Origin of the sequence: Rhodococcus sp. 14-2483-1-2, assembly GCF_002259405.1 — a bacterium.
GTDB lineage: Bacteria > Actinomycetota > Actinomycetes > Mycobacteriales > Mycobacteriaceae > Rhodococcoides.
Map to the genome: position 1 here is coordinate 254,836 of NZ_NPFW01000021.1, position 21,068 is coordinate 275,903.

A 21,068-nucleotide genomic window follows, 5' to 3' on the forward strand; every position below is an offset into this window, starting at 1 on the left:
CCATAGCCACCACGTGAGTGAACACAGCGAATTTCCCGCCGAGCGTGACGTTCGGTCCACCTTGGAACTCGCCCCCGAAGCGGTGATGCCACTGCTGGGACAGTCCGACGAGAACCTGCGGGCGCTCGAACAGATGCTGACGGCAGATATCCACGTACGAGGAAACGCCGTGACGCTCACCGGAAAAGTGGCCGATGTGGCGCTGGCCGAACGGGTGATCTCCGAGTTGGCCGCGTTGGCCAAGCGCGCTCAGCCATTGACTCCCGATGCGGTGCGCCGATCGATCGCCATGCTCACCGAGGGCGTGTCGGATTCACCGGCCGAGGTGCTGAGCCTGGACATCCTCTCGCGCCGCGGCAAGACGATCCGCCCCAAGACGCTGAATCAGAAGCGGTACGTGGATGCGATCGACGCCAACACCATCGTGTTCGGAATCGGTCCCGCGGGTACCGGCAAGACGTACCTGGCCATGGCGAAAGCCGTGCAGGCACTGCAGACGAAGCAGGTCAGCCGCATCATCCTGACGCGTCCGGCAGTGGAGGCTGGGGAGCGGCTCGGCTTCCTTCCCGGAACGCTGCACGAGAAGATCGACCCGTACCTGCGTCCGTTGCACGATGCGTTGCACGACATGATGGACGACGAGGCGATCCCCAAGCTGATGCAGGCCGGGGTCATCGAAGTCGCCCCGCTCGCCTACATGCGCGGCCGCACGCTCAACGACGCATTCATCATTCTCGACGAGGCGCAGAACACCACCGCCGAGCAGATGAAGATGTTCCTGACCCGACTCGGATTCGGGTCGAAGATCGTCGTGACCGGCGACGTGACTCAGGTCGACCTTCCCGGTGGCGCGCGATCCGGGCTGCGTGCGGCGTCGGAGATCCTCACCGACGTCGACGACATCCATTTCGCGCAGCTCACCAGCAGCGACGTGGTGCGACACCGATTGGTCTCGGAGATCGTCGACGCGTACGAGCGGTTCGAGTCGACATCGGAAGGCGTCATTCCCAACAGGGCGCAACGCCGCACCGGTGGACCGCGTTCGGCGAGAAGATGATTCGGATGTACGAAAACGACAGGCAACGAGAGCGTGGGTAGTGGCTAGATGAGTATCGAAGTGTCCAACGAGTCGGGGATGGACATCTCCGAACCCGAGCTGGTCTCGGTCGCACGGTTCGCGATCGCCGGCATGGACGTGCATCCCGCCGCGGAACTGTCGATGGTGCTGGTGGATTCGGCAACGATGGCAGATCTGCACATGCGGTGGATGGATCTGCCAGGCCCCACCGACGTGATGTCGTTTCCGATGGACGAGCTCGAGCCGGGCGGTCGTCCCGACGCCCCCGAACCCGGACCGGCGATGCTCGGCGACATCGTGCTGTGCCCGTCGTTCGCCGCCGATCAGGCTGCTGCAGCTGGTCATTCGCTCGAGCACGAGCTGGCGTTGCTGACTGTGCACGGTGTACTGCACCTGCTCGGCTACGACCACGCCGAGCCGGACGAAGAGAAGGAAATGTTCGAGCTGCAGAACCGGCTGCTGGCCGAATGGTACGAAGACGCCAGGCGGGCAGAGCAGGCCGCCGAACAGGCCGCCCGCGATGCCCGGCTCCTCGGCAAGGCCGGTTTCGTCGACGGACTCGATCGATGACCTGCGTGGTCGAACAGCTGGAAGTGTGGGGTCGTAGCGCGTGAGCAGTGCTGTTGCGCTCATCGTGTTCGCAGTCCTTCTCGTGCCTCTCGGAGGCCTGTTCGCCGCCGTCGATTCCGCGCTGAACACGGTCTCGCGTGCGCGAATCGACGACATGGTCAAGGACGAGCGCCCCGGTGCCACCGGCCTCGTCGTCGTGGTCGGTGACCGCCCGCGATACGTCAACCTGATGGTGCTGCTGCGCATTCTGTGCGAAATCGGCGGCACCGTCTTGCTCGCGGGTGGCCTGACGCAGTTGATCGACTCCACCATGGCGTTGGTGATCACCGCGGTGGCCATGGTGTTGGTCAGTTACGTCGTGATCGGTGTCGGTCCGCGAACCCTCGGTCGGCAGAACGCGTACTCGATCGCGTTGGCGGCCGCGCTTCCGTTGCGTGCACTCGGGTGGCTCCTCGGACCGATCAGCAGACTCCTCATCCTGATCGGTAACGCGATCACCCCCGGTAAGGGATTTCGCAACGGCCCCTTCGCCTCCGAGATCGAGCTTCGAGAACTGGTGGACATGGCCCGCGAGCGCGGCGTCGTGGCCGACGACGAACGGCGGATGATCCAGTCGGTGTTCGAGCTGGGTGACACCTCGGCCCGTGAAGTCATGGTCCCGCGCCCCGAGATGGTGTGGATCGAGTCCGACAAATCAGCAGGACAGGCCACCTCGTTGGCCGTGCGCAGCGGACACTCCCGCATCCCGGTGATCGGCGAGAACGTGGACGACGTGGTGGGTGTCGTCTACCTCAAAGATCTTGTGCAGCAGACGTATTACTCCACCGACGGTGGCCGCGGAGTGCAGGTGTCCGAGCTGATGCGTCCGGCCGTATTCGTTCCCGACTCCAAGGCACTCGACAGTCTGCTCGCCGAGATGCAGCGCGATCGAAACCACATGGCCCTGCTCGTCGACGAGTACGGGGGCATCGCCGGGCTGGTGACCATCGAGGACGTGATCGAGGAAATCGTCGGCGAGATCGCCGACGAATACGATTCCGACGAGGTTGCGCCCATCGAGGAACTCGACGACGGACGCTATCGACTCTCCTCGCGGGTGCCGCTCGAGGACCTCGGCGAGATCTTCGGTATCGACATCGAATCGGAGGAAGTCGACACCGTCGGCGGACTCCTCGGCTACGAGCTCGGTCGAGTACCGTTGCCCGGTTCGCAAGTGATCACTCATGGCCTGCTGCTGCGCGGAGAAGGTGGAGCCGACCCCAAGGGCCGCGTCCGTATCGTCACGGTCCTGGTCGAGAAGCTCGAACCCGAAGAAGACTCCACCGAGGACGACGACTCGTCCGACGCCACTCGCCAACACTGAAATCTGGAGGTGCTCTTGTGTCCGAGCAGAACAACGGTGAGTTCCGATCCGGATTCGTCTGTTTCGTGGGCCGACCCAACACCGGCAAATCAACACTGACCAACGCGTTGGTGGGATCGAAGATCGCCATCACGTCCTCGCGTCCCCAGACGACGCGGCACACCATTCGCGGCATCGTGCACCGCGAGCACGCCCAGCTGATCCTGGTCGACACTCCCGGCCTGCACCGACCGAGAACGCTGCTGGGGCAACGTCTCAACGACCTCGTGCAGGACACCTACTCCGAGGTCGACGTCATCGGACTCTGCATCCCCGCGGACGAGAAGATCGGGCCCGGTGACCGATGGATTCTCGAACAGGTGCGGCACATCGCCCCCAAGACGACGCTCATCGGCATCGTGACCAAGATCGACAAGGTCAAGAAGGAACGCGTCGTACAGCAGCTGATGTCGCTGTCGAAGCTGCTCGGCGAGAATTCGCACGTCATTCCGGTGTCGGCCGAATCGGGCGAGCAGATCGAGAAGCTCGTCGATCTGCTGGCCTCCGAACTTCCACCGGGGCCGGCGTTCTACCCCGACGGTGAGCTGACCGACGAGCCCGAGGAAATCCTCATGGCCGAACTCATCCGTGAGGCCGCGCTCGAAGGTGTCCGCGACGAGCTGCCTCACTCGCTGGCCGTCGTCATCGACGAGGTCGTGCCCCGTGAAGGCCACGACAACATGCTCGACGTGCACGCGATCCTCTACGTCGAGCGATCGAGCCAGAAGGCGATCATCATCGGCAAGGGCGGTTCGCGACTCAAAGAGGTCGGCACGGCGTCGCGGCTGCAGATCGAGAAGATGCTCGGCACCAGGATCTACCTGGACCTGCACGTCAAGATAGCCAAGGACTGGCAGACCGATCCGAAGCAGATGGGCAAGCTCGGCTTCTGATCCAGTAGTGGGCTACGAGGTTTCGCTCACCTGGGTCCACCAGGGATCGGGGCGCTTGCGGTGCCACTGCAGCACGTTCTCGAGTTGAGCGGCGACCGATACCAGCAGCGGCTCGGAGGATTCGTGGCCCATCAACTGCAGGCCGATGGGTAGGCCGGCGGCGGTGAATCCTGCGGGCACGTTGACGCTCGGCCAGCCGAGCACGTTCCACGGCCAGGTGTACGGGCAGTGTTCGGTGATGACCCGATCGGTATCGGCGTTGGAGATGCCGTCGATGGCCTCGATCCGCGGCGGCGGAGTAGCCGTCGTCGGGGCGAGTACGACGTCGTACTCGTCGAAGAACCGGCCGACGCGGCGTCCGATGCGCGGTTCGGCCGCACGGGCTGCGCGCAACGGGGCTCCGGCGAGTGCCCGGCCGCTCTTGGCGTTGGCCCGGGTCCTCGGGTCGGCGAGAGACGGATCGGGAAGGCGGTCGAGCCAGGTCGCTACGCCTGCGAGCGAGCGCGGTAAGAAGTTGAGCCCCAACAACATTCCGTACGCCGGGTCGTCGACGACCACTCGGTGCCCGAGCAATCGCAGCACCGCTGCCATCTCGTACGCGGCAGCGGCGATCTCCGGGTCCAGTGGTGCGGGCGTCGGGATGAACGGCTTGCGCAGGCTGAGCGCTATCCGCAGCGAACCCGGATCGCGTCCGACGGCGTCGGAGACGGTCAGCGGAGCCGGACGATGCAGATCTCCGTTGTGACTGCCCGAGACCACATCGAGGAGCAGGGCTGCGTCGGCCACGGTACGTGCGAGCGGGCCGATGACGGTGATGCCGTTGAATGCCTCGGGCTCCGGCCACGACGAGATGCGTCCGCGTTGCGGCTTGATCCCCACCAGGTTCGTCCACGAGGCCGGAATCCGCACCGAGCCTGCACCGTCGGAACCCAGAGCGGCAGAGACCAATTCGGCAGCCACTGCTGCAGAGCTACCGCCCGAGGAGCCGCCGGGGGTGCGCTCGCGGTCCCACGGATTGCGGGTGTGCCCGAATGTACCGCCGGTGAACGGCCACTGGCCGAGTTCCGGGCTGTTGGTCTTTCCGACGATGACCGCTCCGGCAGCACGCAGTCTGCGCACCACCTCCGAATCCGAGGTTGCGGGTGGGAAGTCGCCCGCGCAACCGAAGGCGGTCGGTTCGCCCGTGACATCGACGTCGTCCTTGACGGCGATGGGAACGCCGAGCAGGGGAGCGGTGGTGCCGTCGGCGCGCAGGCGATCCGCTTCGGCTGCCTCGGCGAGAGCGGCGTCGCGGCGCACGATGCGGAACGCGTTGAGCGTGGGTTGACTCTTCTCGATGCGATCGAGTGATTCGGTGACCGCCTGTACCGACGTGATGTGACCCGACGCGAGAGCGGCAGCCTGGGCAACGAGAGTCGACCGATGAAAATCCACGCCTGCACAGTATCGACTCGTCTTCAGCGCGGGAAGCGGTCTTCGCCGCAGCCCACGTGGGACACTGGAGAGCGTGAGGCCATACCGTGACAACGCAGTCGTCCTGCGCCAGCACAAGCTGGGTGAGGCCGATCGCATCGTCACGTTGTTGACCAAGGAGAACGGGATCGTGCGCGCCGTCGCCAAAGGGGTACGCCGCACCAAATCCAAGTTCGGTGCCCGGCTGGAGCCGTTCGCGCACATCGACGTTCTGCTCTATCCAGGCCGCAACCTCGACATCGTCACCCAGGTGCACACGGTCGACGCGTTCGGCGGAGACATCGTCGCCGACTACGGTCGCTACACCACCGGTTGTGCCGTTCTCGAAACTGCCGAGCGGCTGGCAGGTGAGGAACATGCACCGGCGCAGCGACTGCATCAGCTGACCGTCGGTGCGCTTCGAGCACTTGCCCAGCACGTCCGCCCTCCCGAGCTGGTGCTCGACGCGTATCTGCTGCGAGCCATGGGCTTCGCCGGATGGGCACCCGCACTGACCGATTGCGCGCGCTGCGCCGCAGTCGGGCCACATCGCGCATTTCATGTCGCCGCAGGTGGAGCGGTGTGTGTGCACTGCCGTCCGCCGGGATCGGCGACGCCGTCGACCGGAGTCCTGGACCTGATGGTGGCGCTCGAACGTGGTGAGTGGGACTACACCGTCACCACCTCCGATACCGTCCGCAAGCAGGCCAGTGGCCTGGTGGCGGCGCATCTGCAGTGGCACCTCGAGCGTCAACTGCGCACGTTGCCGCTCATCGAACGCTCGCACCCGCATCAGGTGCCGCTGGCGCAACCTGACTCCGTGTTCGCCGACACCGTCGGGCAGGATGGGGACCGTGATTCGACGACGAGAGCCGCAACCCCGGCCTGACGAGCAGTCGGCAGTGCGACCGCCGGATCCGCACCCCTCGGGCGCTCGGCCACCGATCCTGCAGCCGGAATTGATTCCTCGCCATGTTGCGTTGGTGATGGACGGCAACGGTCGATGGGCACAGGATCGTGGTCTGCCGCGCACCGCGGGGCACGAGCAGGGTGAAGCGGTCCTCATGGACACCGTGTGCGGGTGCATCGAGATCGGGGTGCAGTGGTTGTCCGCGTACGCATTCTCGACGGAGAACTGGAAGCGCAGTCCCGACGAGGTCAAGTTCCTGATGGGCTTCAATCGTGACGTCATTCGTCGTCGACGCGACGAGATGAACGAGATGGGTGTCCGAGTTCGCTGGGCCGGCCGTCGACCGAGGTTGTGGGGCAGTGTCATCAAGGAACTCGAAGTTGCCGAGGAGTTGACGAAGCACAACACCGTGATGACGTTGACGATGTGCGTCAATTACGGTGGCCGAGCCGAGATTGCCGATGCCACAAGGGAAATCGCTCGACAGGTGGCCGCGGGCAAGCTGAACCCCGAGAAGATCACCGAGGCCACCGTCGCCAAGTACCTCGACGAAGCGGATATGCCCGACGTGGATCTGTTTCTGCGTCCGTCGGGGGAGCAGCGGACGTCGAACTTCTTGCTCTGGCAGTCGGCCTATGCGGAGTTCGTGTTCCAGAAGAAGCTCTTCCCGGATTTCGACCGTCGGGATCTGTGGGAGGCGTGTATCGAATACGCCTCGCGGGACCGACGATTCGGTGGAGTCAAATATGAGTGACATCGCGAACGGGGCGTCCGACGAGGGGCTTTCGTTGCAGGCCCGTGCCCAGTTGGCGCTCTCGCAGTTCGCGACGGTCACACTCGGTGACGAGGGTTCTCTCGGTTTCGACTACGCGGGCGCTCTGTGCTCGCTGCGTGCCGTTCGACTCTCGCCCGAACTCGAGGTGCTCTCGCTGACGGCTGTCCTGGCGTGGGACCGGCCGCTGAAGCCGGCTCTGCACAAGAAAGTTGCCGACCGCAATGCGGATTCGCAGTTCGGTGCGATCTCGGTCAACACCCATGACAAGCTCGCAGATGTGTTGTTGCGCTACACCTTTCCCGCGAGCGGCCTGGACGACGAGGCAATGTTGACGATGCTCATTCTGGTGCTCGCCGGAGTCGAGAAGGCCCGTGAGGGTCTACTGCCCTGATCCGTCAGCTAAGGTTTGCCTGTACTTACTTCCAGTAGAGGCGGATGCAAATGACTGTGCGGTGGACCCGAATGCTCACGGCTGTGGTGGCGGTGATCGCCCTCGGTGTGGCGGTGACGGCCTGTTCGACCGCCGACACCGGCGACACGGCAACGCAGTCGGCGGACGGTGCATTCCCGGTGGTCATCGATCACATCTACGGCAGCACGACCATTCCGGAGAAGCCCACTCGCATCGTCACGCTCGGGGTGTCCGACGCCGATGCCGTCATCGCGCTCGGCACCGTTCCCGTCGGCAACACCGGGTACACGTTCTACGAGACCGGACTGGGACCGTGGACCGACGAGTTGGTCGGTGACGCGCCGTTGACGCTGTTGGGCTCGGAGTCCGAGCCGAACTTCGAGCTGATCGCCTCTCTGGCACCGGATCTGATCACCGGACTCAATGCAGGTTTCGACGAGGCGACGTACGAAAGGCTCAGCGGCATCGCGCCGACTGTCGCCCGACCTGCAGGATCTGCCGCCTATGCCGTCGATCGTGAGGTGGCCACCGACACCATCGCGCGCGCGATGGGTGAACGCGACCGCGGCGAGGAGTTGAATGCGCAGACCACCGCTGCGCTCGAGCAGGTTCGAAGCGAACATCCCGAGTTCGCAGGCAAGACGGCAGCAGTGGTGCTTCCGTACGACGGCCAGTTCGGCGCATTTCTGCCCGGTGATGCCCGCGGTACATTCGTCACCTCGCTGGGCTTCGAGGTCCCGGAAGCGATCCGCGCCGAGGACGACGGCACCAACTTCTTCGTTCCGGTCGGGGCCGAGAACATCTCGATGCTCGACGCGGATCTGGTGCTCTACCTCGGTACCGGTGACGACATCGACGTGGTGGCCGAGAACCCGATATTCGGAACGCTCGACGCTGCACGGAATGACGCGATCGTTCCGTTGTCCACCGATCAGCGTGGAGCGATCACGTACAACTCGGTGCTGTCGATTCCGTTCGCCATCGACGCGTTGGTACCTCGCGTGGCAGAGGCCGTCGCCTGAGCAGATTCACCGAGCGGCAGCGCTGCACTGACTGCAGGTGCCGAAGATCTCGATCGTGTGGCTCACGTCGCCGAAGCCGTTGGACTCGGCGACGCTCTGCGACCACTTCTCGACGGTGGGGCCTTCGACCTCGACGGTGAAACCACACGAGCGGCACACCAGGTGATGGTGATGTCCGGACGAGCAGCGCCGGTAGACCGACTCGCCGTTGTCGGTGCGGAGTACGTCGACGGTCCCGGCGTCCGCCAAGGTCTGGAGTGTGCGATACACCGTGGTGAGGCCGATGCCCTTACCGCGCTTGCGCAATTCGTCGTGCAGATCCTGTGCGGATTTGAACTCTTCGATGGTGTCGAGCAGGTCCGAGATCGCGCTGCGCTGTTTGGTGGCTCGCACCCCGACGACGACCGGTCGTCTGGGGGTTGCGGTATCGGTGGACTTGTCGGTCACGGGTTCCGGCCTTCCTCGGCGTGGGCCACGGCGTCGACGACGATGTGGGAGAGGTGATCGTCGACCAGTCGGTACAGGACCTCACGGCCGTTGCGTTCTCCACGCACCACACCCGCTGCCTTGAGTACCCGAAGGTGCTGGCTGATCAACGGCTGAGTGACACCGAGGGCGACGACGAGTTCGTGGACGCATCGCTCGGACTCGCGCAGCTGCAGCACGATGGCGATGCGTACCGGAGCCGCGAGTGCTCGCAGGATGTCGCCCGCCGCAGTCAGTGTCTCCTTCGGCGGAATGTGAGCCGGGGGAGCGACGGCGAACGGATCGCCGGAGTGCAACGGATGCTCGGGGTCCTGCCTGTGGGTCGAACTTGCTTCCACTGTCGAGTCCGTGGACACGGTTGCGGCTCCTTCGGTCGCCGGCTCGTTGCCGGCGGACTCTCCCTGCACGATCGACGTCATGGCACCAGGTTAGTGCAGTAGTTGTTATTGCAAATCGTATTCATTGTGGTATGCACAGGTGCGCATGTCAACTTCCCGACTCGACCGCTGTTCGGATTCGATCGCCGAGCCAGATAGTCTGATCAGGGCGAAAACCGCCCACGTCACCTCTTACACGATGTAACCGAAGATGGAGAGCTCCGCCAGTGGCACCCAAGTCCAAAGTCGAAACCGTCGCCAACCTCGCCAAGCGCAGAGGCCTCGTCTACCCGTGCGGCGAGATCTACGGCGGTACCAAGTCGGCCTGGGATTACGGCCCGCTGGGCGTCGAGCTCAAGGAGAACATCAAGAAGCAGTGGTGGCGCAACATGATCACCAGCCGCGACGACACCGTCGGGCTGGATTCCTCGGTGATCCTGCCGCGTCAGGTGTGGGAGGCGTCGGGCCACGTCGAGACGTTCTCCGACCCGCTGGTGGAGTCGCTGCACACCCACAAGCGCTATCGCGCCGATCACCTCATCGAGGCCTACGAGGAGAAGCACGGCCACCCGCCGGAGAACGGCCTCGCCGACATTCGCGACCCCGAGACCGGTGAGCCCGGCTCCTGGACCGAACCGCGTGCATTCTCGGGACTGCTCAAGACCTTCCTCGGCCCGGTCGACAACGAAGAGGGCCTGCATTACCTGCGTCCCGAGACCGCACAGGGCATCTTCGTCAACTTCGCCAACGTGCTGACCACCTCACGCAAGAAGCCTCCGTTCGGTATCGGCCAGATCGGCAAGAGCTTCCGCAACGAGATCACTCCCGGCAACTTCATCTTCCGCACCCGTGAGTTCGAGCAGATGGAGATGGAGTTCTTCGTCAAGCCGGGCGAGGACGACGAGTGGCATCAGTACTGGATCGACTACCGCATGAAGTGGTACACCGATCTCGGTATCGATCCGGAAAACCTGCGGCTCTACGAGCACGCCAAGGAGAAGCTGTCGCACTACTCCAAGCGCACCGTGGACATCGAGTACAAGTTCGGCTTCCAGGGCAGTGCCTGGGGCGAACTCGAGGGCGTCGCGAACCGCACCGACTACGACCTCTCGGTGCACTCGAAGGCGTCGGGTCAGGACCTGAGCTACTACGAGCAGGCCACCGACACCCGCTACACCCCGTACGTCATCGAGCCGGCCGCAGGACTGACGCGTTCGCTGATGGCGTTCCTCGTCGACGCGTACACCGAGGACGAGGCCCCCAACGCCAAGGGCGGCGTCGACAAGCGTGTCGTACTCAAGCTCGACCGTCGTCTCGCTCCGGTCAAGGTCGCGGTGCTCCCGCTCTCGCGCAACGCCGATCTGACGCCCAAAGCGAAAGATCTTGCGCAGCAACTGCGTCAGTACTGGAACGTCGAATTCGACGACGCCGGAGCCATCGGTCGCCGCTACCGTCGTCAGGACGAGATCGGCACCCCGTTCTGCATCACCGTCGACTTCGACACCCTCGACGATCATGCCGTCACCATCCGCGAGCGCGACACGATGGCGCAGGAGCGTGTGGCACTCGATCAGGTCGAGGGCTACATCGCGTCTCGTCTGATCGGCGCGTAAGAACCTCACTCACCCGACAGGGCCCGATCTCGCGATGAGATCGGGCCCTGTCGGCTGTCGATGGGTGGGTCAGAAGCGGCCGCCACCACCGCCGAATCCGCCGCCACCGCCGCCGCCTCCGAAGCCCCCGCCGCCGCCGAATCCGCCACCGAAGCCTCCGCCACCTCCGCCGCCGCGAAGCACGCTGTTGATCAGGATGCCGCCGAGCACGGCTCCCGCAACGTTGCCGCCGCTACCGCCACCGCGCGGGCCGTGACGATTCTCCCAGTTCTGTACATCGGCCTGGGCGATCTGCGATGCGCGTGACGCCAATTGGCTGGCTGCGTGTGCATGTTTGAGGGCTTCGTCGGGGTTCTCGGCCTCGAGTTGGCGAGCCGCACCGAGGTGGCGTTCGGCCTCGGACAGGCGCGTTCTGGCGTCGGCACCCACCCCGCCGCGACGTGTCGAGATGTAGTCCGCGGCAGCGGTGATCTGCGCCTGAGCGGCCGCGATGTCGCGATCCAGACGGGCCCGCAGTTGGTCCTCGGCCGCCTTGTCCGCCGACGCCTCGTCGACGATCTTCTCGAGTTCGGCGTCGGCCGCCGCGAGCGCGGTGTAGCTGCCGAGAGGGTCCGAGGACTGCGCCGTCTCCGCGTTCTTCAGCGCCGTCTGCGCCGCAGTCATCGCCGACTGCAGTTCGGCTCCACCGTGTTCGGCCAAGCCGCGAGCCTGCTCGATGTCGCGGCGAACGTCCGCGATGGCGTCGGGCAGGGTGGCGATGGCATGCCTGATGTCGTCCCGGGCATGGTCGACACCGTCGAGCAGGGTCTTGGCCTGGTCGACGGCTCGTTCGGCCGTACGAATCGCGGTGACCGCAGGCCCCTGCTTTCCTGGCGGCAGTGCTGCCGCCTTACGGCCGGCCTCGATGTTGTCCTCGGCCAGGGCCATACGGTCCTTGGCCATCGTGACGTTGTCCGCGATCGAGGACAGGGCGGAGGCGGCGAACTCCGAATGCAGCTCGGTGAGAACCGATTCGGATTGCGGGATTCTCACCGTCAAGCCGACGACGGCCTGGGTCAGTTCGTCGAGGTGGGCGTCGGCGTTCATCACGAGATCGCGGAACCCGTCGAATTCCTCCACCCGCGAATCGAGTTCGCGATCGGCCTGGCCACAGGAGGAGATGATCTCGACGAGCATCGCCCGTCGCTGATCGGGAGTTTCCGGAATGGCATCGTCGAGACGTTGGCGGATCTCGAAGGCGGACGCGAGAGCCTTCTTGGCGTTGTCGTGGGCGGCGATGAACGTTGCTGCCGCAGAATCTCCGAACTCTCCACGGGCGAGATTCAATTCCTCTTCGCTGGCGCGCACCGCGTTGTCGGTCTCGACCAGAATTTCCTTGGCGCGGGTGTCGAGAACGTCGATGGGGAAGGCGGCCAGTGCGGCCGGGTCGCTCGGGTCGATCTTCGCCACGGCTTCGACCTCGGCGGCGACGCGGGCCTTCTTGCGCCGGGAGGAGTAGACGACGGCTCCGCCGCCGGCCACGGCCAGTACGCCGACGCCGATCAGCAGTGGTGCCGACGAGCCACCACTGCCGCTCGAGGCATACGCGTCGCCGAGTGCACCGGCTGCCGCAATGGCCGCACCGGACCAATCTTCTTCGCGCAGTGCAGGTTCGACGTCGTCGAGACGGATCGAATCTTGCTCGGAGGTGGTGATCTGAGACAGCCCGGTGTTCACACCGAGGTAGTACGAACGGTCCACGGTCGCCACGGCGAGCAGAACGTCGCGCTGACCGAGGTCACTTCTCGACGCAGTCTGCTCGGCCCAGTTCGCCGCCGACAGGTTGTCGAAGTCCGCGACATAGGTGACCCACAACCGGACCTGACTGTTGCCGTAGAGGTCGTCGATCGAGGTCTGGACCTCGGCGAGGGCATCCGGGTCGAGTGCCTGGACGTTGTCGGTGATCTGGGTGGCCAGCCGCGAGGGAGCCTCGGCGGATGCAACCCCTGGCGCGAGCAGGACCGCGGCGAACAGGGTCAGAGCACCCACGGCGGCGAGACGACGAAATCGATGGATTGCTGCTCGAACGACTGGGGCGCTGGTGTGCCGCCGGTGCTGGACTGCCATGCGCTGAAATCTACCGGCTGGGCGGCGAGGACATCGAGCAGGTCGATCCGGACGCATGACAGTTGTCACCCCGCAATCGTGACGCTCGAACGAGGTCGGAGCCGCCCGATCGCAGCAGAGTGATTCCCATGACCACAACGAAGGCAGTCGAACTGCGAAACGTCACCAAGACCTATGGCTCGGTCCGGGCGGTCGACGGGCTCAGCCTGTCCATCGAACCGGGCGAGGTCGTCGCATTCCTCGGACCCAACGGAGCGGGAAAGACGACCACCATCGACATGATGCTCGGCCTGGCAACACCCACCACCGGGTCGGTGTCGGTGTTCGGCGGCACTCCGGCCGACGCGATCGCCCAGGGCCGCATCTCGGCCGTCATGCAGACCGGCGGTCTGCTGCGCGATCTGACCGTCCGCGAAACCGTGGAGCTGACGTCGGCACTGTTCGCCCGCACCCGGTCGGTGAAGGAGGTTCTCACCCGGGCAGGCATCGCCGACATCGGAGATCGGCGAGTGGCGAAATGCTCCGGCGGTCAGCAACAACGCCTTCGGTTCGCGCTCGCACTGTTGCCCGATCCGGACCTGTTGGTGCTGGACGAGCCGACCACCGGCATGGATGTCGAGGGTCGTCGCGACTTCTGGAACGCCATTCGTCAGGACGCCAGCACCGGCCGAACGGTGCTCTTCGCAACGCACTACCTCGACGAGGCCGACGCCTACGCCGACCGGATCGTGTTGGTGCGGCACGGCAAGATCGTCGCCGACGGCAGCGCCGCCGAGGTGAAGAACCTGGCGGCAGGACGCACCGTCACCGCCACGCTGCCCGGCGTCGACCAGTCGATGCTGCTCTCTCTGCCCGGAGTGGACCGCGTCGAGACGCGCGGCGATCGGGTGATCGTGCACGGACGTGACTCCGACGCCGTGGCCCGCTACCTACTCAACGACGCGCACGCGACCGATCTGGAGATCGTCTCGCGCAACCTGGAGGACGCATTCCTCGCCCTGACCACCGACTCACAAAACGACACAGCCGAAAACGACCTCGCCGGGAGCATCCGATGACCACGAGCACTCACCCCGCCACCACCCGCACCTCTGCCAGAGCCGTTGCCTGGGGCGGCTTCTCGCCTACGTTCCTCGGACTCGAAATTCGCAGGCTCTTCCGAAACAAGCGAACTCTGATCTTCACGTTGGTGATGCCGCCGGTGTTCTTCGTCATCTTCGGTACGCAGTCCGACTACCGGACCGACTACCCGTTCGCGCATGGGAACGTCACCGCGTACATCGCCATCAGCATGGCGGTCTACGGCGCGATGCTCGCCACCACCAGCGGGGGAGCGATGGTGTCGGTCGAACGAGCTCAGGGGTGGAGCCGACAGTTGCGGTTGACCCCGCTCAAGCCCGTCGCCTACATCGTCACCAAGGTCCTCGTGGCCATGACCATGGGTGCAGCAGCCATCGTCGTGGTGTTCGTCGTCGCGAAGTTCTTCGGGGCCGACATGCCGATCTGGGTGTGGCTCGCATGCGGTGTGATCGCGTGGCTCGGGTCCGCAGTCTTCGCTGCATTCGGCTTGTTCATGGGGTACCTGCTGCCGTCGGAGAACGTCATGCAGATCCTCGGACCGGTGCTGGCGTTCCTGGCGTTGGCCGGCGGATTGTTCGTTCCGCTCGGCGACAGCGGCTGGTTCCCGATGCTGGCCCAGTTCACCCCGCTCTACGGCCTGGCCACCATCACCCGGGCACCGTTCACCTCCGCTGACACCGGAACCTTGCTGATCGCCGTGATCAACCTGGTGGTGTGGGCGACGGTGTTCGTCGCCGGAGCTGCGTTGCTGTTCCGAAGAGACACCAAGCGTGCCTGAGACCGAAACCACTGATCATGTCGTCCACAGAGATACCGTGGGCGGCATGACCACGTTCACCGCCGACCTTCCCGAGGGCCGGATCTGGCGGTTCGGCTGGATGTTCGGAGCCATCTGGCTGGTGTACCTGATCTATCCGTTGAACGACATCCTTGCTCTGGACTACGTGCCGGCGAAGGTTGCCGGGGTCATGACGATCGTTGCCTTCGGTGCCGTGTTCACGTCCACTTTCTGGCGTTTTCGTAACGGACACCGCCGAGGAAAGCCACTGCCGGTCTCGCAGGCGTGGATCGCGCTCGGGGTCATGATCGCGCTGACCGTGATCATGAGCGTGTCGATAGGAACCACCGCATTCGGCGCGACCGTCTACATCGCAGTACTGGCCATGATGACCCTGCCGGTCAGGCAAGCGTGGGCGTTGGTGTTGGTGATGGTCGCGCTCGTCGAGGCGGTGCCACGCTTCTTGTCGTCCTGGGAGCCCGACACCTTCTTCGCATTTCAGCTGCTGATCAGCGCGGCCGCGGCCTGGGGCATCACCCAGGTGTTCCAGCGCAATCACGAATTGGCCGTGGCCAGGCAACAATTGGCAGACCTGGCCATCGTGGCCGAACGCGAGCGCATGAGCCGGGACGTGCACGACATCCTCGGCCATTCCCTGACCGTCATCACCGTCAAGAGCGAACTGGCCGGCAGGTTGATCGAGATCGACCCCGCGCGAGCGGCCGTCGAGATCGCAGAGCTGGAAACCCTTGCTCGGCAAGCACTTGCCGATGTGCGCAGTACCGTCGGAGGTATGCGGCAGGTCGACATCGGATCCGAATTGGCAAGTGCGCAAACGGCATTGACTGCCGCGGGAATCGACGCCGATCTTCCCTGTGACGCCGACGTGGTGCCGCTGCGACACCGAGAACTGTTCGGTTGGGTGATCCGGGAAGCGGTGACCAACGTGGTTCGACACTCGAGCGCACGGCACTGCCGGGTGACGCTGACGGCGTCGAGCATCTCCATCGTCGACGACGGAGTGGGACCGGCAGACAAGGAGTCCGGCGGCAACGGTCTGCGCGGTCTCGGTGAACGCGTGGCTGCCGCGGGTGGTGTACTGACGATCGCCCGGGTGCCGACCGGCGGTTTCAGGGTGGAGGTACACGGTGAATAGGACGCAGGCGCAATGACCATCACACTGTTGCTGGCCGACGATCAGGCTCTGGTGCGGGGTGCACTTGCAGCTCTGCTGGGGCTCGAACACGATCTCGAGGTCGTCGCCGAGGTGGGACGCGGGGACGAGGTTGCCGCTGCCGTTCTCGAACATCGACCCGACGTCGTTCTGCTCGACGTGGAGATGCCGGGAAAGAACGGGATCGAGGTCACCGCCGAACTCGCGCTCGTCGCGCCGCAGTCGAGGGTGCTGATCGTCACCACATTCGGTCGACCCGGCTACCTCCGACGCGCCATCGATGCGGGTGCGTCGGGCTTCGTGGTCAAGGACACCCCCGCCAAGCAGCTGGCCGACGCCGTTCGGCGCGTGCACATGGGGCTTCGCGTGGTCGATCCGACGCTGGCGACCGAAACCCTGACCGACGGCGTCTCTCCACTGACGGCCCGAGAGCAGGAGGTTCTCCGCGCGGCTGCCCGGGGCGGGACGGCAGGGTCCATCGCTGCTCAGGTCCACCTCTCGGAGGGAACGGTGCGCAATCACCTGTCGTCGGCGATAGGGAAGACCGGCACCAGCACTAGAGCCGAAGCGGTGCGAGTGGCGGAGGACCGAGGGTGGCTGTAGGTCCTGCGAGGCGCGCCGCTGCCACCGAAGATGCGTAGGCCTGGCAAACTCGAGGGGTGAATTCAACTCTCGACCGAGATTCGTACGGCGACCCGTACGACGATCGGTATGCCCCGGACCCCGGTCCCGAGCGCCTCGGCTTCTTCGGAACGCTCGGACGCTGGACCGGCCGGCTGGTCGCGGGAGTGATCCTGATGTCGTTGGTGCTGGTCGCCGGAACAGCGGTGCGGGTATGGCAGGTGGCGCGCATCGACGACTATTCCAAGGCGGACGCCATCGTGGTGCTCGGCGCGGCGCAGTACAGCGGCACACCCTCGACTGTGTTCGAGGCACGACTGGACCAGGCCGCGTCACTGTACGAACAGGGAATTGCCCCCGAGATCGTCACCGTCGGCGGAAAGCAGGAGGGCGATCTGTTCACCGAGGCCGCCTCGGGCCGCAACTATCTGATCGATCAGGGAGTTCCTGCCGACGCCATCACTGCCGTCGAGACCGGCTCGGACACCCTCGAGAGCATCGAGGCAGTGAGCAACACCCTGCGCGAACAGGGCAAGTCGTCGGTGGTGTTGGTCAGCGATCCATGGCATTCACTACGCACCCGAACCATGGCGCGCGACGCCGGACTCGACGCCTGGACCTCACCGACACGCACCGGTCCCGCGGTCTACACCAGAGAATCCCAGGCGCACGGAATCGCCAGGGAGACAGGCGCTCTGCTGTGGTACCAGCTGACCCACTTCACTGCGGACTTCTCCTACACGGCAGGCCAGTAGATGACCGGCACATACTCGGCACACGACGTCGAACGATTCGTCCCCGAACCTCCGAAGACCGCAGGACTGCGAGCCGGGGCGGACAACGCCTCGCATCGAAGCGCCTTCGCGCGCGATCGAGCGCGCGTGTTGCACTGCGCCGCCCTGCGCCGGCTCGCCGACAAGACGCAGGTCACCGGTCCTCGAGACGGAGACACCCCGCGCACGCGATTGACGCACTCGCTCGAAGTTGCCCAGATCGGCCGCAGCATCGCCGAGGGTCTGGGCAGCGATCCCGATCTGGTGGACCTCGCCGGGCTGGCGCACGACATCGGCCACCCGCCGTACGGACACAACGGTGAACGCGCCCTCGACGAAGTGGCCCAGAACTGCGGTGGCTTCGAGGGCAACGCACAGAACCTCCGCATTCTCACCGGACTCGAGCCGAAGATCCTCGACGCCGACGGCCGCAGCGCAGGACTCAACCTGACCCGAGCCTCGCTCGACGCGGCCACCAAATATCCGTGGATCAGGCCCGCGCCCGGCGCGAAATTCGGTGCCTACGACGACGACTCCGCCATTCTGGGCTGGGTGCGTGACGGTGCGCCGGACAAGCACAAGTGCCTCGAAGCGCAGAGCATGGACTGGTCCGACGACGTGGCGTACTCGGTGCACGACGTCGAGGACGGCGTCATCGACGCTCGAATCGACCTACGGGCTCTGTCCGATCCGATCGAGCGACGCGCCCTCGCCGAACTCGGCGTCGCGGAATTTCGCGGGCTCGATGTCGACGAACTGATCGAGGCTGCCGATCGACTGTCGAGAATGCCCGTCGTGGTCGCGGTCGGACGTTACGACGGCACCCTCGAAGCCTCCGTCGCGCTCAAACACATGACCAGTGAACTGGTCGGACGCTTCGCGACCGCCGCCATCGAGGGCACCCACGAGAAGTACGGCACTGCGCCGCTGAGCCGATACGACGCCGATCTGGTGGTGCCGTCGATCGTCGGCTCGGAGGTGGCGTTGCTCAAGACGATGGCATTGCGGTACGTGATGTCCGACGCCGGCCACAAGATTCGCCAGGAGCGCCAACGCGACCGTATCCACCGCGTCGCCGAGTGGTTGATGCGCTCGGCTCCGGGCGAACTGGACCCCATTCTGGTGCCCGCCTGGCAGCGGGCCGACAGCGACGCGGAACGGACTCGTGTGGTCGTCGACCAGATCGCGTCGTACACCGAAAGTCGACTCGAACTCATCGACAAGCGGTCACTCGGAGCTCAGGCCAGCTGGGGCTGACCGCGCCGCCGACCGAATGTGGGTAGGTCCGGATCGGGACTAGACTGCCCTTCGTGGCCGGCCGAATTCCTGAACGCGACATCGCCGCCATTCGCGAACGCACACGGATCGAAGACATAGTCGGCGACTACGTCTCTCTCAAGCGCGCGGGCGGCGACTCCATGAAGGGGTTGTGCCCCTTCCACGACGAGAAATCCCCGTCGTTCCACGTTCGCCCCAACCACGGTCACTATCACTGCTTCGGCTGCGGCGAGGGCGGTGACGCCTACTCCTTCCTGCAGAAGATCGAGCACATCTCGTTCGTCGAGGCCGTCGAGCAACTGGCCGATCGGTTGAACTACTCGATCTCCTACGAGGGCGGAGGGCCGTCGGTTCAACGCGACCGCGGCACCCGCGCGCGCCTGATCGCCGCGAACGCGGCAGCGCAGGAGTTCTACGCGGGCAGGCTCAGCGGGCCCGACGCCCAGGCTGCGCGGGACTACCTCACCGAACGCAACTTCGACGGGCACGCCGCGTTGGCCTACGGCTGCGGATATGCACCCGACGGCTGGGACACCCTCACCAAACACCTGCTGGGCAAGGGCTTCGAGGCCAAGGAGATCGTCGACGCAGGCCTGGCGACACCCGGTAAGCGCGGGACACCGATCGACCGTTTTCGGCGTCGGTTGGTGTGGCCCATTCGCAGTCAGAGCGGTGACGTCATCGGTTTCGGCGCACGCAAACTGTTCGACGACGACACGATGCCGGGTAAGTACATCAACACCCCGGAAACCATGCTGTACAAGAAGTCTCAGGTGTTGTTCGGCCTCGATCTGGCGCGCAAGGAAATCGCGAAGTCGCATCAGGCCGTCATCGTCGAGGGCTACACCGATGTGATGGCGATGCACCTGGCCGGGGTCAAGACGGCAGTGGCGTCGTGCGGCACTGCGTTCGGCGAGGACCACCTGGCCATGCTGCGCCGATTGATGATGGACGACAGCTACTTTCGCGGCGAAGTGATCTACACCTTCGACGGAGACGAAGCCGGCCAGGCCGCCGCGATGAAGGCGTTCGAGGGTGATCAGAAGATCGCCGGACAGACGTTCGTCGCAGTTGCTCCGGACGGAATGGACCCGTGCGATCTTCGCTTGAAGTCCGGCGACAACGCCGTTCGCGATCTTGTCGCCAGGCGTACCCCGATGTTCGCCTTCGTAGTCAAATCACTGCTGCGAGAGCATGATCTGGACACACCCGAGGGGCGCGTCGAGGCGTTGAAGCGAACCGTTCCCGTGGTCGCCCGCATCAAGGATGCGTCGCTTCGGGACGAGTACGCGCGGCAGTTGGCCGGCTGGACCGGGTGGGACGACACCGCAATGGTGCTCGCCCGGGTGCGCGACGAGGCGAAGAAAGGTGCCCGGGGCGACACGAGCGGCAAACGCGTCCCGTTCGAGAAGCGTCAGGCTGCTCCCGTGGAGGCCCCCACGGGACCTCCACGTCCCAACCCAACCGATCCGTCTCTGTGGCCGCAGCGGGAAGCCCTCAAGGCGGTACTGCAGATGCCTGCGATGGCAGGCACGGTGTTCGATTCGCTTCCGCCGGAAAGCTTCCATCACCCGGCGTACTCGGCCGTGCGCGACGCAGTGGCCGCTGCCGGCGGCACCGCTGCAGGCCTGGGCGGAGGGGAGTGGGTCGACGCCGTCGCCAAACAGGCCAAGGACGCCGTGGTCGTGTCGTTGGTCACCGAGTTGGCCGTCGACCCGATGCGCGTGGCCGACGACGCCCTCACTCGCTACATCTCCGGCGTACTCGCGCGACTCCAGGAAGTGTGGGTCGGCCAACAGGTGGCCGAACTCAAATCGAAACTGCAGCGCATGTCTCCGGTGGAGAAGCCCGACGACTACAACGCGTTGTTCGGCGACCTCATCGCCCTCGAGCAGTACCGCCGCAGTCTGCTCGAGCTCGCCGTCGGAAGTGTGGCCGAGGTCGGTTAGCGCCGCAGCTGATCGCGGGGAACGAAGACCTGGGTCTCGTCGTCGATCGGCTGCATCGGCTCCAGTCGGGGCTGAGTGTTGAGGGAATCGGACAGCTTCTGGCGGCCGACCTCGATCGCCTTCTTGGTGGCCGGGCTCGACGCGACGGCGCTCGCAGTCTTGCGAATCTGCTCGTACCGGCCTCGTCCTGCCTTGGCACCGAGCACATACGCAGCTCCAGCCGCCAGTACCAAACGAATCATCAGTAGGTCCTTCCCTCGAGCGTGCGGCTGTTCTTCCATCTTGCCCGACGAACCTCGAGCAGGGCGATTTGGTACTC

21 protein-coding genes are annotated in these 21,068 nt (G+C 65.1%); 16 read left to right on the plus strand and 5 right to left on the minus strand.

Annotated elements, in window-relative coordinates:
* Positions 1–13: 13 nt before the first annotated feature.
* Genes CH295_RS19660 through era form a run of 4 tightly spaced genes read left to right on the plus strand, consistent with a single transcriptional unit; the run spans position 14 to position 3,943 of the window.
* A complete protein-coding gene (locus CH295_RS19660) occupies positions 14–1,057 on the plus strand; it encodes a PhoH family protein (protein ID WP_032394544.1) in 1,044 nt (347 codons plus the stop codon).
* Between the two features lie 48 nt (positions 1,058–1,105).
* Entirely contained in the window at positions 1,106–1,648 is a 543-nt protein-coding gene (gene ybeY / locus CH295_RS19665) for an rRNA maturation RNase YbeY (RefSeq protein ID WP_032394543.1), read from the plus strand.
* A gap of 40 nt (positions 1,649–1,688) precedes the next feature.
* Positions 1,689–3,011 (plus strand): hemolysin family protein, encoded by a 1,323-nt coding sequence (locus CH295_RS19670; protein WP_094741698.1) that lies wholly within the window; start codon positions 1,689–1,691, stop codon positions 3,009–3,011.
* 17 nt (positions 3,012–3,028) lie between these two features.
* Positions 3,029–3,943 (plus strand): GTPase Era, encoded by a 915-nt coding sequence (gene era, locus CH295_RS19675; RefSeq protein WP_094741699.1) that lies wholly within the window; start codon positions 3,029–3,031, stop codon positions 3,941–3,943.
* A gap of 12 nt (positions 3,944–3,955) precedes the next feature.
* On the opposite strand, the gene CH295_RS19680 is transcribed toward era, so the two are convergent.
* Complete coding sequence (locus CH295_RS19680; RefSeq protein WP_094741700.1) at positions 3,956–5,377, minus strand: amidase; 1,422 nt, start codon at positions 5,375–5,377, stop codon at positions 3,956–3,958.
* 73 nt (positions 5,378–5,450) lie between these two features.
* Between CH295_RS19680 and recO the strand changes: the two genes are divergently transcribed.
* Genes recO through CH295_RS19700 form a run of 4 tightly spaced genes read left to right on the plus strand, consistent with a single transcriptional unit; the run spans position 5,451 to position 8,514 of the window.
* Positions 5,451–6,284 (plus strand): DNA repair protein RecO, encoded by an 834-nt coding sequence (recO, locus tag CH295_RS19685; protein WP_094741701.1) that lies wholly within the window; start codon positions 5,451–5,453, stop codon positions 6,282–6,284.
* Positions 6,241–7,059, plus strand: coding sequence for an isoprenyl transferase (locus tag CH295_RS19690; protein WP_052047848.1), 819 nt, complete (start codon positions 6,241–6,243; stop codon positions 7,057–7,059). Before recO ends, CH295_RS19690 begins: the two co-directional genes overlap by 44 nt.
* Positions 7,052–7,471, plus strand: a complete 420-nt coding sequence (locus CH295_RS19695) for a hypothetical protein (protein ID WP_094741702.1) — start codon at positions 7,052–7,054, stop codon at positions 7,469–7,471. The genes CH295_RS19690 and CH295_RS19695 overlap by 8 nt, the downstream gene beginning before the upstream one ends.
* Positions 7,472–7,521: 50 nt before the next feature.
* On the plus strand, positions 7,522–8,514 hold the full coding sequence (locus CH295_RS19700; protein WP_037193032.1) for an iron-siderophore ABC transporter substrate-binding protein: 993 nt from the start codon (positions 7,522–7,524) through the stop codon (positions 8,512–8,514).
* Positions 8,515–8,520: 6 nt separating this feature from the next.
* On the opposite strand, the gene CH295_RS19705 is transcribed toward CH295_RS19700, so the two are convergent.
* Both CH295_RS19705 and CH295_RS19710 read right to left on the minus strand, forming a co-directional pair.
* Entirely contained in the window at positions 8,521–8,961 is a 441-nt protein-coding gene (locus CH295_RS19705; RefSeq protein ID WP_094741703.1) for a Fur family transcriptional regulator, read from the minus strand.
* Positions 8,958–9,419 carry an ArsR/SmtB family transcription factor gene (locus tag CH295_RS19710; protein ID WP_306437421.1) on the minus strand — a complete coding sequence of 154 codons (462 nt, stop codon included), beginning with the start codon at positions 9,417–9,419 and terminating at the stop codon, positions 8,958–8,960. The genes CH295_RS19705 and CH295_RS19710 overlap by 4 nt, the downstream gene beginning before the upstream one ends.
* 185 nt (positions 9,420–9,604) lie before the next feature.
* On the opposite strand from CH295_RS19710, the gene CH295_RS19715 reads away from it, so the two are divergent.
* Positions 9,605–10,990, plus strand: coding sequence for a glycine--tRNA ligase (locus CH295_RS19715; protein ID WP_032379159.1), 1,386 nt, complete (start codon positions 9,605–9,607; stop codon positions 10,988–10,990).
* Positions 10,991–11,059: 69 nt separating this feature from the next.
* On the opposite strand, the gene CH295_RS28445 is transcribed toward CH295_RS19715, so the two are convergent.
* Entirely contained in the window at positions 11,060–13,096 is a 2,037-nt protein-coding gene (locus CH295_RS28445) for a TPM domain-containing protein (protein WP_288143194.1), read from the minus strand.
* 128 nt (positions 13,097–13,224) lie between these two features.
* On the opposite strand from CH295_RS28445, the gene CH295_RS19725 reads away from it, so the two are divergent.
* From CH295_RS19725 to dnaG, 7 genes are read left to right on the plus strand one after another with little or no spacing between them, the layout of a single operon-like run.
* Positions 13,225–14,154 (plus strand): ABC transporter ATP-binding protein, encoded by a 930-nt coding sequence (locus CH295_RS19725; RefSeq protein ID WP_094741844.1) that lies wholly within the window; start codon positions 13,225–13,227, stop codon positions 14,152–14,154.
* Entirely contained in the window at positions 14,151–14,954 is an 804-nt protein-coding gene (locus tag CH295_RS19730) for an ABC transporter permease (RefSeq protein WP_094635530.1), read from the plus strand. Before CH295_RS19725 ends, CH295_RS19730 begins: the two co-directional genes overlap by 4 nt.
* A gap of 46 nt (positions 14,955–15,000) precedes the next feature.
* A complete protein-coding gene (locus tag CH295_RS19735; RefSeq protein ID WP_094741845.1) occupies positions 15,001–16,110 on the plus strand; it encodes a sensor histidine kinase in 1,110 nt (369 codons plus the stop codon).
* A gap of 12 nt (positions 16,111–16,122) precedes the next feature.
* Positions 16,123–16,731 (plus strand): response regulator transcription factor, encoded by a 609-nt coding sequence (locus CH295_RS19740; protein ID WP_037193024.1) that lies wholly within the window; start codon positions 16,123–16,125, stop codon positions 16,729–16,731.
* 56 nt (positions 16,732–16,787) lie between these two features.
* On the plus strand, positions 16,788–17,504 hold the full coding sequence (locus CH295_RS19745) for a YdcF family protein (RefSeq protein ID WP_037193022.1): 717 nt from the start codon (positions 16,788–16,790) through the stop codon (positions 17,502–17,504).
* Entirely contained in the window at positions 17,505–18,779 is a 1,275-nt protein-coding gene (locus CH295_RS19750; RefSeq protein ID WP_094741704.1) for a deoxyguanosinetriphosphate triphosphohydrolase, read from the plus strand.
* Between the two features lie 53 nt (positions 18,780–18,832).
* Complete coding sequence (gene dnaG / locus CH295_RS19755) at positions 18,833–20,749, plus strand: DNA primase (RefSeq protein ID WP_037193018.1); 1,917 nt, start codon at positions 18,833–18,835, stop codon at positions 20,747–20,749.
* Here the strand turns inward: dnaG and CH295_RS19760 are convergent.
* Positions 20,746–20,991, minus strand: coding sequence for a hypothetical protein (locus tag CH295_RS19760; RefSeq protein WP_141217061.1), 246 nt, complete (start codon positions 20,989–20,991; stop codon positions 20,746–20,748). The genes dnaG and CH295_RS19760 overlap by 4 nt on opposite strands.
* Positions 20,992–21,068 lie beyond the last annotated feature (77 nt).

Coding starts and splice junctions, on each gene's coding strand:
- CH295_RS19730 (WP_094635530.1), top strand. CDS start 14,151: ATGACCACGAGCACTCACCCCGCCACCACCCGCACCTCTGCCAGAGCC.
- CH295_RS19760 (WP_141217061.1), bottom strand. CDS start 20,991: ATGATTCGTTTGGTACTGGCGGCTGGAGCTGCGTATGTGCTCGGTGCC.
- CH295_RS19750 (WP_094741704.1), top strand. CDS start 17,505: ATGACCGGCACATACTCGGCACACGACGTCGAACGATTCGTCCCCGAA.
- CH295_RS28445 (WP_288143194.1), bottom strand. CDS start 13,096: ATGGCAGTCCAGCACCGGCGGCACACCAGCGCCCCAGTCGTTCGAGCA.
- CH295_RS19690 (WP_052047848.1), top strand. CDS start 6,241: ATGGGGACCGTGATTCGACGACGAGAGCCGCAACCCCGGCCTGACGAG.
- CH295_RS19695 (WP_094741702.1), top strand. CDS start 7,052: ATGAGTGACATCGCGAACGGGGCGTCCGACGAGGGGCTTTCGTTGCAG.
- CH295_RS19725 (WP_094741844.1), top strand. CDS start 13,225: ATGACCACAACGAAGGCAGTCGAACTGCGAAACGTCACCAAGACCTAT.
- CH295_RS19740 (WP_037193024.1), top strand. CDS start 16,123: ATGACCATCACACTGTTGCTGGCCGACGATCAGGCTCTGGTGCGGGGT.
- CH295_RS19710 (WP_306437421.1), bottom strand. CDS start 9,419: ATGACGTCGATCGTGCAGGGAGAGTCCGCCGGCAACGAGCCGGCGACC.
- ybeY (WP_032394543.1), top strand. CDS start 1,106: ATGAGTATCGAAGTGTCCAACGAGTCGGGGATGGACATCTCCGAACCC.
- CH295_RS19735 (WP_094741845.1), top strand. CDS start 15,001: ATGACCACGTTCACCGCCGACCTTCCCGAGGGCCGGATCTGGCGGTTC.
- CH295_RS19700 (WP_037193032.1), top strand. CDS start 7,522: ATGACTGTGCGGTGGACCCGAATGCTCACGGCTGTGGTGGCGGTGATC.